15 protein-coding genes are annotated in these 15,472 nt (G+C 41.6%); 11 read left to right on the top strand and 4 right to left on the bottom strand.

Translation table 11 applies throughout. The features are described 5' to 3' along the window. Positions 1 to 34: 34 nt before the first annotated feature. Positions 35 to 595 carry a hypothetical protein gene (locus tag ABIS22_05045; GenBank protein ID MEO7741251.1) on the bottom strand — a complete coding sequence of 187 codons (561 nt, stop codon included), beginning with the start codon at positions 593 to 595 and terminating at the stop codon, positions 35 to 37. 109 nt (positions 596 to 704) lie between these two features. On the opposite strand from ABIS22_05045, the gene frr reads away from it, so the two are divergent. The 5 genes from frr (at position 705) to greA (ending at position 4,965) form a co-directional block, all read left to right on the top strand. Continuing rightward, positions 705 to 1,259: a ribosome recycling factor gene (frr, locus tag ABIS22_05040; protein ID MEO7741250.1), complete on the top strand. Its 555-nt coding sequence runs from the start codon at positions 705 to 707 to the stop codon at positions 1,257 to 1,259. 17 nt (positions 1,260 to 1,276) lie between these two features. Continuing rightward, the gene (locus tag ABIS22_05035) at positions 1,277 to 2,428 is read left to right on the top strand and encodes a M50 family metallopeptidase (protein ID MEO7741249.1); all 1,152 of its coding nucleotides are present in this window, start codon (positions 1,277 to 1,279) and stop codon (positions 2,426 to 2,428) included. Further along, positions 2,406 to 3,173, top strand: coding sequence for a type II CAAX endopeptidase family protein (locus ABIS22_05030; GenBank protein MEO7741248.1), 768 nt, complete (start codon positions 2,406 to 2,408; stop codon positions 3,171 to 3,173). Before ABIS22_05035 ends, ABIS22_05030 begins: the two co-directional genes overlap by 23 nt. Before the next feature lies 1 nt (position 3,174). Then, positions 3,175 to 4,416, top strand: coding sequence for an aminoacyl--tRNA ligase-related protein (locus ABIS22_05025; protein MEO7741247.1), 1,242 nt, complete (start codon positions 3,175 to 3,177; stop codon positions 4,414 to 4,416). A gap of 93 nt (positions 4,417 to 4,509) precedes the next feature. Next, positions 4,510 to 4,965, top strand: coding sequence for a transcription elongation factor GreA (greA, locus tag ABIS22_05020; protein MEO7741246.1), 456 nt, complete (start codon positions 4,510 to 4,512; stop codon positions 4,963 to 4,965). 50 nt (positions 4,966 to 5,015) lie between these two features. Here the strand turns inward: greA and ABIS22_05015 are convergent, their stop codons facing one another. Continuing rightward, positions 5,016 to 5,651 (bottom strand): hypothetical protein, encoded by a 636-nt coding sequence (locus tag ABIS22_05015; protein ID MEO7741245.1) that lies wholly within the window; start codon positions 5,649 to 5,651, stop codon positions 5,016 to 5,018. 84 nt (positions 5,652 to 5,735) lie between these two features. On the opposite strand from ABIS22_05015, the gene ABIS22_05010 reads away from it, so the two are divergent. After that, a complete protein-coding gene (locus ABIS22_05010; GenBank protein ID MEO7741244.1) occupies positions 5,736 to 7,247 on the top strand; it encodes an amino acid--tRNA ligase-related protein in 1,512 nt (503 codons plus the stop codon). 55 nt (positions 7,248 to 7,302) lie between these two features. Here the strand turns inward: ABIS22_05010 and ABIS22_05005 are convergent, their stop codons facing one another. Next, positions 7,303 to 7,614: a DUF5663 domain-containing protein gene (locus ABIS22_05005; protein MEO7741243.1), complete on the bottom strand. Its 312-nt coding sequence runs from the start codon at positions 7,612 to 7,614 to the stop codon at positions 7,303 to 7,305. 44 nt (positions 7,615 to 7,658) lie between these two features. After that, positions 7,659 to 8,759, bottom strand: a complete 1,101-nt coding sequence (locus ABIS22_05000) for a hypothetical protein (GenBank protein MEO7741242.1) — start codon at positions 8,757 to 8,759, stop codon at positions 7,659 to 7,661. Between the two features lie 164 nt (positions 8,760 to 8,923). Here ABIS22_05000 and ABIS22_04995 point away from each other — a divergent pair, with 164 nt between their 5' ends. The 5 genes from ABIS22_04995 to ABIS22_04975 form a co-directional block, all read left to right on the top strand. Next, positions 8,924 to 10,687 (top strand): DUF2207 domain-containing protein, encoded by a 1,764-nt coding sequence (locus ABIS22_04995; GenBank protein MEO7741241.1) that lies wholly within the window; start codon positions 8,924 to 8,926, stop codon positions 10,685 to 10,687. A 3-nt stretch (positions 10,688 to 10,690) separates the two neighbouring features. Then, complete coding sequence (locus ABIS22_04990) at positions 10,691 to 13,003, top strand: helicase-related protein (GenBank protein MEO7741240.1); 2,313 nt, start codon at positions 10,691 to 10,693, stop codon at positions 13,001 to 13,003. 88 nt (positions 13,004 to 13,091) lie between these two features. Next, positions 13,092 to 14,387, top strand: a complete 1,296-nt coding sequence (serS, locus tag ABIS22_04985) for a serine--tRNA ligase (protein MEO7741239.1) — start codon at positions 13,092 to 13,094, stop codon at positions 14,385 to 14,387. Positions 14,388 to 14,438: 51 nt separating this feature from the next. Further along, positions 14,439 to 14,810, top strand: coding sequence for a ribosome-associated translation inhibitor RaiA (raiA, locus tag ABIS22_04980; GenBank protein MEO7741238.1), 372 nt, complete (start codon positions 14,439 to 14,441; stop codon positions 14,808 to 14,810). 87 nt (positions 14,811 to 14,897) lie between these two features. After that, the coding region (locus tag ABIS22_04975) for a preprotein translocase subunit SecA (protein ID MEO7741237.1) at positions 14,898 to 15,472 on the top strand (575 nt) is incomplete at its 3' end.

Here is a 15,472-nt window from a genome sequence, read left to right as displayed (position 1 = left end):
CCAACTGGCCAGTTTTTATTTAATACTAAATAGTTTACTTGTCATCTCGGTTTAGTTCAGCACGGATTGTATCTGGGTTTTCTAGAATAGACTGTTGAATTTCAGCTGACAATAACTCAGCAGCAATATCGGGGCGATTATATTTTTCTGCAGCATCATGGGGGTCACTAAGACCATTCTCCATTCGATCAGCCGCACTTCGGTTAGCAGCATCTGCCTGTGCCGCATGGAATATTCCTTCTGAGTAGCTATCAGAGCTATTCGTGACTGGCTTCCACTCAAGATTCTGACCACCGCCACCACTAACACGTCCATTGAAGAGGCCGATGGCGCGGTTGAGTATAAAAGCTTCTGTACGAGCATTCTCGATATCTTGGAGCATAGCTTCTAAGTCGCCAGTTGGCTCATTTGAACCGTGGCGTCTCTTTATCTCAGCCTGCACACCATATACATCCTTGCTAAGATTGTCATAGCTAGCTTTAGACTCAGCTTCAAGAGTTGATCGAAAGTTTTCAACCTCGCCGTACGTTAGGGGCGTCTGTACTGGTTCAGCTTCGCTAGATTCAGGTGCTTTGAGGGTCATTTCGAGTGACATGTTTTTGCCTTTTTTTGTTTTTGTTGAATTATAAATCTATATTATCATGTTTAGCAAAATAAGTCAATAGATGAGATTTATATATTCTAATCTGATATAATAAATGCATATGTTTGATACAAAACCCTACGAAGATAAGATGACAACAACACTCGAACATTTCGAAGAAGAGCTAAAAAAAGTCCGAACAGGCCGCGCTCATCCAAGTATGCTCGAAGGAATTACTGTTGAAGTATATGGAGCGAAGGTACCTCTGAATCAGGCTGCCAACATAACTGCACCTGAAGCACAGCTGTTACAGATTACACCGTTTGATCCAGGTAACATTCAAGCAATTGCTGGGGCAATTCGTTCTAACCAATCACTTGGATTTAATCCAAGTGATGATGGTCGAATTATTCGAGTACCAATACCTCCGCTAACAGAGGATCGTCGTAAGCTCCTAGTAAAACAGACAGGAGATAAGGTCGAAGATACCCGCATTGTGCTTCGCACTATTCGCCAGGATGCCCTTAAAGAAGCAAAACGGATGAAAGAATCCAAAGAACTTAGTGAGGATGATCTAAAGATTGTTGAAAAAGATATTGATAAGTCGATGGGCGAATTTCAAGAAAAAATTGACTTCGCGTTTAAACAAAAAGAAAAAGACATCTTAACGATCTAACCTGAAGGGTATAACACATGTTTGGAACACTAATAGGTATTATTGTCGGTCTCCTTATCCTTGTGATTTTGGTGGTCGTGCATGAACTTGGGCACGCAATCGTTGCTCGGCGTAATGGAGTTGTCGTAGAGGAGTTCGGTATCGGATTTCCTCCACGAGCGTGGTCTAAAAAGTTAAAAAGTGGTGTTCTATTTACGCTCAATTGGCTACCGCTCGGTGGTTTCGTGAAACTACAAGGTGAGCATGATGCAGCTAGGAAGAAGGGTGATTATGGTGCAGCTACATTGTGGCAGAAAACGAAAATCCTTTTAGCTGGTGTTCTTATGAACTGGATTGTTGCAGTTTTTTTACTCACGATTCTAGCATGGACGGGCCTTCCAAAAATCCTTCCAAATCAGTTCTCCCTAGCTAGCGATTCGACAATCATTAAGCAACCTGTCGAAGCAAGCACTGTCTCGAAAGATTCACCTGCTCAAAAGGCAGGAATACAGACGGGGGACCAAATTATTCGTTTTGCAGGTGAGCCTGTAAACACAGCAAGTGACTTAGTCGATAGTACGAAGCTTAATAAGGGTAAGACTGTTGAAATTATTTATTCGCGTCACGGCATTGAGTATAGTACGCAGGTATCGCTCCGCTCATCCAATGAGAATGGCCAAGGCTTTCTAGGAGTAGGTCCTTATCAACGTGAACAAATTCGAGCATCGTGGTCGGCTCCAATTGTGGGAATTGTCACAACTGGTCAATTTACTATCGTTACACTTCAGGGGCTAGGGGATTTAGTTGCAAATACTGCAAAAGGGATAGTACTTCAATTTAGCACGGACCAAACAAATCGAGACGAAGCAAAACAGGATCTTAAGACGGCAGGTGACAGTGTGGCTGGCCCTATTGGAATATTAGGAACTATTTTCCCAGCTGCTAGCGCTGCAGGTCCGACCCAGCTGGTTTTTCTTACGGCTATCATTTCGCTAACGCTTGCAGTCATGAACGTACTACCTATTCCCGCACTTGATGGTGGTCGTTGGTTTGTTATGGTTATATTCCGTCTTCTAAAAAAGCCACTTACTAAAGAGCGCGAAGAAAAGATCCAGGGTGTTGGCTTTATGGTATTAATGGCGCTAGTCGTCTTCATAACGGTGTTAGATGTTACAAAACTCTTTAAATAAACTTTCTGGAGAACGTCCCTATGATTGGGTACAGCTTTTTTTTGTGCCGGCATGGGTATTGACTGGCTATGTAGTCTCCGTTGTTATCACTAGTGTTCTTGCGATTAGCATAGCAAAACTTGGTATTCCGCTTGGTCTTGTGAACCAAGCTGTCTACGGACTCGTCATCTCTATTGTCGTATATGCATTAACGCTCATGTTTGTTATTGGACTGCCAGTTTTGCTAAAAAAGCAGACTGTAAGTCGTGTACTTATCGGCCTTACGCGACTTCCAAGTTGGAAGGATATTTTGCTTGCACCGGCTGGATTTGTTATTTACTTCATCGCTTCAGCTGTTGTCATGGTTCTCCTCGCACAGTTTATCCCTGCTCTCAATCTTAATGAAGCCCAGGATATTATTTTCAAAGGCTTATCAGAACAGTATGAATTTATTCTGGCCTTTTTGGCATTAGTAGTTATTGCTCCAATCGCTGAAGAGATTTTATTCCGCGGTTATCTATATGGAAAACTCAAACGAGCGGTACCGACATGGGTAGCAATGCTTATGACAAGCGCATTATTTGGATTGGTCCACTTTCAATGGAATGTTAGTATTGATGTGTTTATTCTCAGTCTTGTACTATGCAGTCTTCGTGAAGTTACCGGTAATATATCTGCAGGCATACTACTTCATATGTTAAAAAATGGTATCGCATTTTATTTCCTCTTTATAAATCCGTTACTTTCTCATACACTAGGAGGATAATATGAGAGTTTCTAAATTATTTACAAAAACCAGCAAAACAGCACCTGCTGATGAAGTTGCAAAAAATGCGCAGTTATTAATTCGTGCAGGATTCGTCTTTAAGGTTATGGCGGGAGTATATGCATATACTCCTCTTGGACTACGAACACTCGAAAAGATTAAACAAATTGTTCGCGAGGAAATGAATAATATTGGCGGCCAAGAACTTATCATGACAAATCTGCAGAACAAGGCCACTTGGGAGGGGACTGGTCGCTGGAGCGATGAAGCAGTCGATGTATGGTTCAAGACTAAGCTACAGGATGATACTGAGTTGGGTCTCGCATGGAGTCATGAAGAGGCCATTATGGAAATGATGCAGCAATACATTAAGAGCTATAAAGATCTACCGACAAGTGTTTATCAGTTCCAGACAAAATTACGTAATGAGCTTCGCGCAAAGAGTGGGATCATGCGTGGTCGTGAGTTCGTTATGAAGGACATGTATTCACTACATGCAAGCGAGAAAGACATGGATGAATACTATATCTCAGTTATTGATGCGTATGATAGAATTTATAAACGATTAGGGATTGGCGATAGTACATTTGTGACATTTGCGAGTGGGGGAGCGTTTACAAAGTTCAGTCATGAGTTTCAAACTATTTGTGATGCAGGTGAAGATATTCTCTATGTAAGTGATGACCATAAGATTGCTGTTAATGAGGAAGTCCTGGATGACGCCACGACTGAACTGGGTGTCGATAAAACAACGCTGAGCCCAGTCAAGAGTGCTGAAGTTGGAAACATATTTAAATTCGGTACAGAAAAATCTGAAAAGATGGGAATCTACTATACCGACGCTGAAGGTAAGCAGCAGCCTATATATCTAGCATCTTACGGTATTGGTATTACGCGCGTAATGGGTGTACTGGTTGAAAAATTTGCTGATGATAAGGGTATTGTCTGGCCAGAGAGTGTCGCACCATTTAAGGTATACCTTGTTCGGATTGGTGGCGACGAAGCTGTGAGTCATGCCGATGCGCTTTATGATGAACTCACTGAAAAAGGAATCGAAGTGCTTTATGATGACCGTGATGAGCGACCTGGTATGAAATTTGCCGATGCCGAGCTCATAGGTCTACCGCATCGAGTGACGGTTAGTGACAGGCTAATTTCCTCACATGAATATGAATATACGCTACGTTCTACTGGTGAAACGACCATCTTGACACGCGATGATCTGATTGATAGAATAAGCTAACTACAGGATAGCCTACAGGGGGTTTGTGGTAACAATTTTATGATTACTAACAACGCGACTATGCGTTTTTTATTACACTAAAGGAACAAATACATGAAAAAACTATATCAAATAACTGAGGACGGTAAAAAAGAACTTGAACTTGAGTTAGTTGGCCTAAAGGCTCAGCGAGGAGGCATTGCAGATAAAATTGCCGATGCTCGTGACTTTGGTGACCTAAGCGAAAATGCTGAGTACGACAGTGCTCGTGAAGCGCAGGGACTTTTAGAGAGTCGTATTGCTGAAATCGAAGATATCTTACTCAACGCTGATATTATCAAAGCTGGTAAAAAATCAATTGTTGCACTTGGAAGTACAGTTGAACTAAAAACTGGCACGAAGACGGTTAAGTATAGTGTAGTCGGACCCGTCGAAGCTAATCCAATCGAGGGGAAGGTTAGTAACGAGTCGCCAATCGGTGAAGCACTGATGGGCAAAAAGGTTGATGACGATGTTACTATCAAAACGCCAAAAGCTTCAATCACATATAAAATTGTTGCAATCAGCTAGTTAATCCTTTGCTTATAATATATCGCTTTAAATGAGCGATATATTTCTATTTATTGCTCATCATCCTGGAAAGGGTCGTAACGCACGGTAAGTTTCTCTTCTTCCTGCTCTCTGAGTAGTTCCTCGTAGCGTCTTGCAATAATAATTGCAGCAATATTACTTTCATCTATTTTATCGAACGTATCTCTTTGATCAACGACAACACTTGTTACTGCATCAGGTAATGGTATGACGTCAGCAATTTGACCAAGCGTCAGAATAGTCTTTAAATCTAGTTCAGCTGCTGATTGCACTAAATTTGTAGCTACTTTTCCGATTCTTCTCCGTAGTCTACGCTTCCAAAAGTATCCCAAAACACCTGACTTATCACTATGTATGGAAATAACATCGGCAGTAGCAATTAATTGCGTTTCTTGATGTGTAATTGCACGGAGCGCCCTTCGAGCCATGGCAAATCCGGAAGGTAGTCGAGCTACATCAGCGAGGTAGTGATTACCGTCAGGCTGCACACTTAGAAAATCTATTGTTCTTTGAAGATCTGGCTCGTTACCGAGTTTGTTTTGGTAGGCAATAGGAAGGTGAAGGCCGACTATGGCTATAGTTGTTCGCTCTGCCTGACGACGACGAACCTGTTCCATCGGAGCACGTGTGATGCGCTTGATATTTTTTTGAATTTGCTGCTTCATGTCTATATATAATGATAACCCATATAAAATGCCATTTCATCTCTGTTCTGATATACTTATTGAAATAGGAGCACGCATAAAGTAATGGCAACACTAAAAGATTATAGAGATGAGCGTTTACGTAAACTGGCTGAACTAAAAGAGCTCGGTATTGATCCGTATCCGGCAACTAGTCATCGAACTCATAATGCAGGTGATATAGTTGATAAGTTTGATACGCTTGAGGGTCAAACTGCGACAGTCACCGGGCGTATTCAGAGTATTCGTAAATTTGGTAAACTGGCATTTATTGTTGTCAGAGACTTTAGTGGTCAAATACAGTTATTTCTTCGAGCTGGCGAAATTTCAGAACTCGACACCGAGCAGGGTATTTTAGGACTGGAACAATTATCCCTTCTTGATACTGGTGACTTTGTTGAGGCGACAGGCTTAATCATCCGCACTCAAACAGGTGAGATATCAATTAATGTTAAAACACTCAGACTTCTCACTAAGGCACTTCGCCCAATGCCTACTGAGCTTATAAACAAAGAAGAGCGTTTTCGTCGACGGTATGTTGATATGAATGTTAATCTAGAAGTACGTGATCGCTTTGTGAGACGATCAAAATTCTGGCAGGCGACCCGCCAATTTTTTATTGACAATGATTTTCTTGAAATTAATATTCCAGTTCTCGAAAATACGGCGGGAGGAGCAGACGCTAGCCCATTCGTTACGCACATGGATGCACTTGACCAAGATTTCTATCTTCGCATAAGCCATGAACTACCACTCAAGAGATTGTTAGTTGCGGGTTATGAAAGAGTATTTGATATAGGCGCTCGTTTTAGAAATGAAAACTACAGTGACGAACACCTTCCTGAGCATATTGCTATGGAATGGTACTGGGCATATGCTGATTGGGAAAAGGGTATGGATTTGACTGAACGAATGATTCGTTCAATCGTAGATGCAACCTGGAAAACACGCAAGTTTACTCTTGCTGACGGCCAGACTATAGATTTTGGCGACGATAATATTCATTTTCCTAGGATTAGCTTCGTACAGGTATTAAAAGAGCAGTACGACATAGACGTCTTTGATTCATCTATTGAAGATATCGCAGCGAAACTTAAAGAAAATAATCTTGAGGTTGAAAAACAAGATAATCGCCAACGTAGCCTTGATAAATTGTGGAAAAAATATCGCAAAACACTTGGTGGCCCTGCGTTTTTAGTGGATATGCCAACTTTCATGCAGCCACTCGCTAAAGTCCAATCAAATAATTCAGCTCTTACAGAGCAATTCAACTTAGTTTTTGGTGGAAGTGAAATGTGCAAAGCGTTCTCAGAGCTCAATGACCCAATTGACCAATATAATCGTTTTCTCGAGCAGGAAAAGTTACGAGATAATGGTGATGATGAAGCTCAGATGATGGATATCGATTATGTCGAGGCACTTGAATATGCTATGCCACCAGCCTGTGGTCTTGGCTTTTCTGAGCGTATTTTTTGGTCACTTGAAGGCGTAACTGCCCGCGAGGGTGTTCCATTCCCGCAGCTGCGAAATGAAGTCGACGACACGACACGTGCAATTTATCCTGATATCATAGTGTGATAAATCTGAGTAGGCTCATTAAAAATACCGGACTTTTGTCCGGTATTTTTAATTACTAGGCTGTTTCGTTTATGCCGTTACTATTTTCTGCTAATTCGCCAAGAAGGATATCAATTTCATCTTGAACAAGTTGTTTGAAATCGGGTATTGTCTGTTCAAGCCATGTACCAAGTTCTTCTTCAGATGCATTCTCCTGCTTATCAAGCAAAGTTTTTAGCTGTTCATCATTTAGAGAATCGGTAATTTCCGCTCCAACACGTTCTTGCAAAGTTTCGTTTAGATGGGTGAGAAGGGCGTCCTTATCCTGGCCGGTAAGATCAATACCAAGCGAATCAAGTGTATCTGCGGTAATAAAATATTGGTTCATCGTTTAATGTTCCTTATCTATGAATAGTGTTAATGTTTATTATATTACAATTGCTCTTGTTGTGCGTGTTGTTTCCATGTTGATGAGGCAGCAGCAGTGGCGGCATTGACGGTTGCTCGGGTACGAGCCACAAAACTTAGCGCTTTTGAGCCAATAGCACGTCGCTTTGTATTGGCAGTCTGCCATAGTTCACCTGCTTTGTTTTGTATTGAAGCGACTTTTTCACGTCGAGCTTGCTTACGCTCACGAGAGAGGATCGCTTTTTCGATAGTAGATTGTCGCTGTGCTTCCGCTTTTTCAGCAAGTTCAGCGATGCGAGCTTCTCGGTCAGCATCCGCACGAGCTTGGTTTTCTGCACGTATTGTCTCTAGTTGTGCTGATTCAAATGCGCGGGCTTCTTGTAAACGTGCAACACGTGCATTTTTACGTGCAACTGCAGCATCATATTTATCACGTACAAAGTTTATAGTAGCATCTTTTTTATCAGCGACTGTGTTATAAATAGAGTCCACTTTATCGGTAACAAAGTTAGCAGCCGAATCAACTTTATCTGTAAGTGCATCACGACTTGTTTGAGCAAAATCTTTGATTCGATCGGCACCGTAAAGGGCATTAAGCGATGCAGTTTCGGCTGCACTTGTGATGGTACTCTTAACCCGATCGGCAGCATACAGCGTATTTAGGGCTACACTATCTGTGGCGCTTTTGACACCGCGTCCGACTACATTTCCCGCACTAACGGTAACACTAACTGTAATTTCACCCGCTTGACGAAGATATGAAAGACTCTTATTGCCAATATTTCCAAAAAAATTTTTAACAGCTTCTTTTCGTTCTGCATTTCGGTCTACTTCAGGTACGATGCTTGTTGTTTCCATACTATCTTCAGGTGTTAGATTAACTGTAGATTCTATGCTTTCAAGATATTCTTCAGTGCGTGCACTATCTTCAGCTATTGCTTCAGCATGTGCCTTATTAACAACGCGCTTTTCAAGGAATGATCCGACACGATCAGCAGCACGTTTTAATCGAGCAGCAGTGGGTGAGACTTCACGGTTGTCATCTTGCTCATAAGAGCTATCGGCAACATCTGCAACTTCGCTAGTTACTTCCTGTGGTACATATGATTCTGATGTGCGGCGCATTTTTTATTTTTCCTTTCGCTTATTTTGAGCGAGTGATATTTATGAATACATTTAAGCATAAAAAGTACATAAAGTCAACTGTGAATACATATAATTTAATAACTTGCAAATATAAAATTAAAGTGGATATGTTTATTTTGGTACTGCTAAAGTATAGTAAAGATATGAAAAGAGTAGGGACTATTTTAATTGCAGGCGTACTTTCCATTATTTCAGTCTTACTGCCACTGAACAATGCACATGCCAGCGTGGATGATTTCTCTTTCAGTAATTTTAATGCGGACTACTATCTGACAAAGGACAGTGAAGGGCGCTCAAATCTTAAAGTGGTTGAAACGTTGACCGCGGAGTTTCCAAATTTTGATCAAAATAAAGGCATTAACAGAGCAATCCCCAGTGTATATGACGGGCATACAGTTTCATTTCATTTGGACTCATTATTACGCAACGGTCAACCTGAGCCGGTGTATAGTCAGACAACTGAAAATGGCAATGTGGTCATCGCAACTGGCGGTGATAACTACTTGAGAGGGACTCAAGTATACCAATTAACCTATACACTGCGCGATGTAATAAAAGATTTCGGCGACCATCAAGAGTTTTATTGGGATACAAATGGAACTGGCTGGAGTCAAGTATTTAATAAGGTAACAGCGACAGTCCATTTTGATGATTCATCCAATTCGGCTTTCAGCGGGGATGTAAGGTGTCTTGAGGGTATTCAGAATTCGAATCAAGAATGTATAGCTGATAAAAATGATACAGGTGTAAACTTTTCATCGAATGGTAGTATCAGGGCGAATGAAAACGTTACGATGGTACTTAAGTTTCATGCGGGAACATTTACAAATCGTCCGTGGTCAATTCTAGATAGTGTCTCCTACATACCATTGGCTATTTTTAGTATCATAATTATCGTTTCAATTGTTATATGGATAAAATTCGGCCGCAATGCTAAAGGAAGAGGAACGATTATTCCCCAGTATCTTCCTCCCAAAGACATCTCTGTATTAATGGCAGGTGAATTATATGCCGCTATACCTAGGGCTGTGACGTCTCAAATCATTGACCTAACGGTGAGGCATAACATTCGGCTAATTGAATCACAGGTTGATGGATTTTTTGGTAAATCATCAGAGTATTCGATCGAACTACTAAATAGCGCCGGCTTAACTGATATCGAAACTGAAATACTAACTGATTTATTTGGCTCGCTTAATACTGGTCAAAAATATACATTTAAGAAAAGTGATGTTACAACCGGTCAAAAGTTACAAAAGTCAGTGAAGATAGTCAGTAAGTCTGCGATTTCACTAGGCTATAGGCAAGATTACGCAAAGCCGACACGAATACTTACGATTAGTTTCTATGTTGCAATCATTTTTCTCTTGATTGGTTTTGTTGGCTTAAATCAAAGTACCGATTTTGCGCCTGTTCTCTCAATAATACTTGGATTTATCGCTGTCGGCCTTGCAAGTATTGTTAAGGCAAACATACATCCGCTAACTGACAAAGGTCGCGAAGTGTATGACTATTTAAAGGGACTTGAAATGTATATAAAGCTTGCCGAGGCTGATAGGATGCGAGTGCTACAAAGTCCACAGGGTTCAGAGAAAGTTCCAGTAGATCTCAATGACAATGCTCAGGTCGTTAAGTTATATGAACGAGTACTGCCTTATGCCGTCTTATTTGGGCAGGAAAAACAATGGGTGAAGGAGCTTTCGGTAAGGTATGACCAAATGAATTCACAACCTGATTGGTATAGTGGATCATCAGCATTTAATGCGGCAGTTTTTGCATCTAGTATTAGCGGGTTTACTACAACAGCAACAAATTTTAGTTCTCCATCAAGCTCGAATTCGAGTGGATTTGGCGGTGGTGGATTTTCGGGCGGTGGCGGTGGCGGCGGCGGTGGTGGAGGTCGTTAATTTATGAATAATGATATAATTCCACAATTACCAATTTACGGTTTTCGTGAAAACATCTTAGATGCCGTCGACAATAACCAAGTGACGATCATTACTGCCGAAACAGGAGCCGGTAAAAGTACTCAGGTTCCTCAATATTTAGCCGAGCATGGATATCAAAAAGTAATTGTTACGCAGCCACGCATTTTAGCTGCACGCAATTTAAGTCATCGAGTAAGAGAAGAGCTGGCTGTACGCACTGGAAGGAACAGCGACCAGATTGTTGGGTATCGCACTGCTCATGAGCGCGATGATAGTTCGGAAACCCAGATTCTTTACTGCACTGACGGACTTCAGCTAGTTCGCGAAATAACAGGTGCGGGTATTAGTGAGCGTCAAGTCCTTGTACTTGATGAGGTACATGAATGGAATGAAAATATGGAAGTTCTTGTCGCGTGGGCAAAGAAACGCTGCCAAGAAGAACCACGTTTTAAAGTAGTTATTATGAGTGCTACGATTGAGACTAGTACACTTGCTACATATTTTTCTACTGAAGCAGTTATTGTTGTTCCAGGACGGACACACGCTGTAACGAAGAGGCGGGGTACAGATGTTATAAATGAAATTCTAAACAAACTTACTACAATGAAAAGTAATATGTTAGTATTTTTGCCTGGTAAGTCAGAGATTCAAAATGTTAGTGATGCAGTGATGGTAAAAGCGACCGAGCTTGGTGTACCTGTAATTCCACTTCACTCGCAGCTTGAAGCAACGGCTCAGCAGGACGCATTTTCCAGTTATCCAAACGGTAAAATTATTCTAGCAACAAACATTGCTCAAACAAGTGTGACGATTGATGATGTAGACGTCGTAATTGATTCAGGGCTAGCGAGACAGAGTGAAGTTAGAAATGGTGTTGAAGGACTATTTATAGCACAGACGTCACAGGCAGACTGTCTTCAACGAGCAGGTCGAGCTGGGCGTACGAAGCCAGGCGAATATATTCTTGCACCCTATGATACAATGCCGTGTCTTCCATTAGAGGAGCGACAAGAGTACGCAACTCCTGAAATACTGCGCAAGCATATTGATCGCTTAACACTGCGACTTGCAAATGTGGGTATAGATATTGAACTCCTTGATTTTTACCATGATCCCAGTCACAAGGCAATCGCCATGGCAAAAAGCACGTTAATTGCACTTGGTGCGTTAACAAAAACGGGTGATGTAACCAATATTGGCCATCAAATGGAGCAATTTCCGGTTGAATCAAACTACGGTCGAATGATCGTTGAGGCGCAAAAGTATAGTAAAGCCGTTCAATCCAAACTCGCAGCTATTATTGGTATCCAGGAAGTTGGCGGAATTGTGAAAGGCGGGCCTCGTTATACTGGTTGGCACAAATATACGAAGCAAATCAAATCGGATCTTTTGGCACAATATGATGTGTATCTTTCACTCCCAGATATTGACCCTGAATTGTTTGAAGAAATAGGAATAATAAGTAAGAATGTACACAAGGCAAAAGAGGTGATGGAAAGACTTGACTATGATCTGGGCTTGGGAAGGGACGAGCTAACTGCCGTGACATTAGATGAGCAGGAGCAGTTATTTCGTTGTATAGTTGCAGGTCAGATTGATCAATTGTGGCTAATTGATGAACATGGTGATGCCGTGCATATTTCAAGTAAGGTTCATAGAGAGCTATCAAGCAGTACTGTCGTGCGTAACCCGAAGCTTGTTACGGGTACTCCTTTCGATTTGCAGGTACCAACTCATAGCGGAGACCTTGAAACTCTTCATCTGGTTCAAGGTATTACAGCTGTGAGCACTGAATGGTTAATTGATTTAGCACCACATCTTTTTGCACCAAGACGCGGTAAACCATATTATGATCCAAGATCGGGTAATCTTTCAGTTCGACAATTGGTAAGATTCGGTAGTCAGGTTCTTGAGGGAAGTGGTGAGCCACTTCGCGATAAGACACCTGAAAATCGAAGACTATTTATCGAGGCACTCGCTGCATGGCTGCAAGAGCAGCTTGAGCGAGAGCGTCGTAATCTTAGTCGATATCATACCAAACGGATTCCATCGATATCACTTCGACAACTTCAACAACAGGTCAATGCGATAGCAGACGGTGCAATTTCACTTGAAGAACTTAGTTCCGAGAAACGACGCAGTCTTATGGGGCTCGCAAAACTAGATACTCATTTAGGGTCTAGTTTTATGGCACAGCTAGGGACCACCCGTCGTGAGCCTCACCGCCATGAATCCAGTCACAGAGGATGGCAGCCACGGCATAAGCGAAAATACGACCGTCGTCACGAGCATTAACGAGCTAGAAGAAGATACAATGTGTGCTGTTTGCTTGGATAGAGCCAAACTCTAGCCCTTTATCAAAGAGGGCGCTATAATAGTGTTCATGTTAGATATTCGTTTCGTCCGAGATAATGCTGAAAAAGTAGAAAAAAACGCCAAGAACAAAGGGTACGTAATTGATGTGAAATCTATATTAAGTATGGATGATACGCGTCGTACACTTGGTCAAAAGATTGACGAATTACGAACGAGACGTAATGATATTTCGAGTGCAATGACAGGTGGTAAGCCATCCGACCAGTTAGTTGAAGAGGGTAAAGATCTAAAGCTACAACTTGCAGATCTTGAAGAAAATCTTAAAATTGCAGAAGAAGCTTTTATTGATGAGTTTAAAAAATTACCAAACATGGCTCTTGATACTGTTCCTGTTGGAGCAACTGAAGAAGAAAATGTTGTCATTAAAAATAGCGGCAACAAGCCAACTTTTGATTTTTCACCTAAAAATCACTGGGAAATTGCAAGTGCTAAAGATTGGATTGATAAAGAACGAGCGGCAAAAATTGCCGGCGCTCGATTCGCTTATTTAAAGGGTGATCTAGTTCGCTTAGAGTTTGCACTATGGCAGTACGGTATGGATGTACTAGGTAATGAAGAAGTACTACAAAGTATTATTCATGAAAACAAATTAGATGTTAGCAGTAAACCGTTTATACCTGTGTTACCACCAGCCGTTGCTCGCACGGAAGTATTTCAAGCAACTGGGCGCTTAAACAAAGAAGAGCAAACTTATAAAATTGAAGATGAAGACCTATGGCTAAATGCAAGCGCAGAGCATACCTTATCTCCAATGTATATGAATGAAATTTTACTTGAAGCTGATTTTCCGATTCGTATGGTAGGCTATACAACGGCATTCCGACGTGAAGCGGGTACGTATGGTAAGGATGCAGAAGGTATCTTTCGTCTTCATCAGTTCAATAAGCTTGAAATGGAAAGTTTTTCAACAAAAGAAACTTCACTTCAAGAACATTTATTCATGGTAGCGATTCAGGAATACCTCATGCAGCAATTAAAACTCCCATATCAAGTTTTAGAGAAATGTACGGCTGATATTGGAAGGCCAAATGCCAAAGGTGTTGATATTGAGGTATGGCTACCAGCGCAGGCTAGATATCGTGAAACGCATACAGCAGATTACATTACTGATTATCAGACCCGTCCTATGAAAACTCGTGTTCGTCGCGCTACAGGTGAGGTTGAGTTGGCGCATACAAATGACGCAACTGTCTTTTCAGAACGCCCACTTATCGGTATTCTCGAGAATTTTCAAACGAATAATGGTGACGTGATTATCCCAGAAGTACTACGTCCGTATATGGGCGGGAGAGAGATTATTTAATCCATAAGTGCTATAATAGAGTTACCAAACCTAATAAAAAAGGAGGGTAGCATGATTAAAGCAATTGATATTACTGGGGTCAAATTTGAACTTGACGATACGACAAAAAAATACGTCACCAGAAAGATTGGACGGCTCGATCGCTATCTTCCGCGTCATGCACGCAAAAGCGTGACGGCTGAGGTTAAGCTACGCGAAGTTAATAAGGCACATGGAAACAAGTACGAAGCTGAGATTATTATGCATGTCCCCGATAAGATGCTAACAGCGAAAGACTCAACAGTTAATGTACTTGCAGCTGTTGATATAGCAGAGGCAAAAATTGTCGCACAGCTACACAAGTATAAAGAAGCTACAATTCCACACGTTGGCCGTCGTGGCGTTCTAAGTCGCTTTAAACGCAGCTATGCGCGTGAAATGTAGTGGTGTTTATCCCTTTTCTATCTGATGAAAACAGCGTATACTAATACGTAGTATTTTACAGAATTTTCAGACAGCGAGGGGTTCCTTATGATTAGTAGACAATCAGCGTTAACAAAAGTGTTCGGTGATCCGCAAGTTCGGATTCTCAAGGCATTACAAAAAAAAGTTGGTGCTATTAATGACCTTGCCGACACTTATAAAAAGCTCACAAAAACTGAGTTACGGCAGCAAACTGATGTACTTAAGAAAAGACTTGAAAAAGGCGAGACTGTTGACTCGCTTCTATCTGACGCATTCGCATTAGTACGTGAATCAAGTGACCGTGTCCTTGGAATGCGTCACTTCGACGTTCAACTTATAGGCGGAATGGCGCTCCATGAGGGTAACGTTGCTGAAATGAAAACAGGTGAAGGTAAGACACTTGTCGCAACCTTGCCAACGTATCTGAATGCGCTTGAAGGCAAAGGTGTTCATGTCGTAACAGTCAATGACTATCTTGCACAGCGTGATGCTAGCTGGATGGGTGAGTTATATGGCTTTCTAGGCATGACTACTGGTGTGATTGTTAATGAAGCATCTTTTGTTTATGACAAGAATTTTGATAATGAAGAGCATACTGATCCTCGCATGCGTAAGCTACGTCCTGTCACTCGTAAGGAAGC

The organism is Candidatus Saccharimonadales bacterium (assembly GCA_039928925.1).
Lineage (GTDB): Bacteria > Patescibacteriota > Saccharimonadia > Saccharimonadales > Saccharimonadaceae > UBA6022.
The sequence above is the reverse complement of the archived record's forward strand: the minus strand, read 5'-3'. Positions and strand labels throughout refer to the sequence as shown.

Coding starts and splice junctions, on each gene's coding strand:
- ABIS22_05030 (MEO7741248.1), top strand. CDS start 2,406: ATGTTACAAAACTCTTTAAATAAACTTTCTGGAGAACGTCCCTATGAT.
- ABIS22_05010 (MEO7741244.1), top strand. CDS start 5,736: ATGGCAACACTAAAAGATTATAGAGATGAGCGTTTACGTAAACTGGCT.
- ABIS22_04990 (MEO7741240.1), top strand. CDS start 10,691: ATGAATAATGATATAATTCCACAATTACCAATTTACGGTTTTCGTGAA.
- serS (MEO7741239.1), top strand. CDS start 13,092: ATGTTAGATATTCGTTTCGTCCGAGATAATGCTGAAAAAGTAGAAAAA.
- frr (MEO7741250.1), top strand. CDS start 705: ATGTTTGATACAAAACCCTACGAAGATAAGATGACAACAACACTCGAA.
- ABIS22_05005 (MEO7741243.1), bottom strand. CDS start 7,614: ATGAACCAATATTTTATTACCGCAGATACACTTGATTCGCTTGGTATT.
- ABIS22_04995 (MEO7741241.1), top strand. CDS start 8,924: ATGAAAAGAGTAGGGACTATTTTAATTGCAGGCGTACTTTCCATTATT.
- ABIS22_05045 (MEO7741251.1), bottom strand. CDS start 595: ATGTCACTCGAAATGACCCTCAAAGCACCTGAATCTAGCGAAGCTGAA.
- ABIS22_05025 (MEO7741247.1), top strand. CDS start 3,175: ATGAGAGTTTCTAAATTATTTACAAAAACCAGCAAAACAGCACCTGCT.
- ABIS22_05000 (MEO7741242.1), bottom strand. CDS start 8,759: ATGCGCCGCACATCAGAATCATATGTACCACAGGAAGTAACTAGCGAA.
- ABIS22_05035 (MEO7741249.1), top strand. CDS start 1,277: ATGTTTGGAACACTAATAGGTATTATTGTCGGTCTCCTTATCCTTGTG.
- raiA (MEO7741238.1), top strand. CDS start 14,439: ATGATTAAAGCAATTGATATTACTGGGGTCAAATTTGAACTTGACGAT.
- ABIS22_05015 (MEO7741245.1), bottom strand. CDS start 5,651: ATGAAGCAGCAAATTCAAAAAAATATCAAGCGCATCACACGTGCTCCG.
- greA (MEO7741246.1), top strand. CDS start 4,510: ATGAAAAAACTATATCAAATAACTGAGGACGGTAAAAAAGAACTTGAA.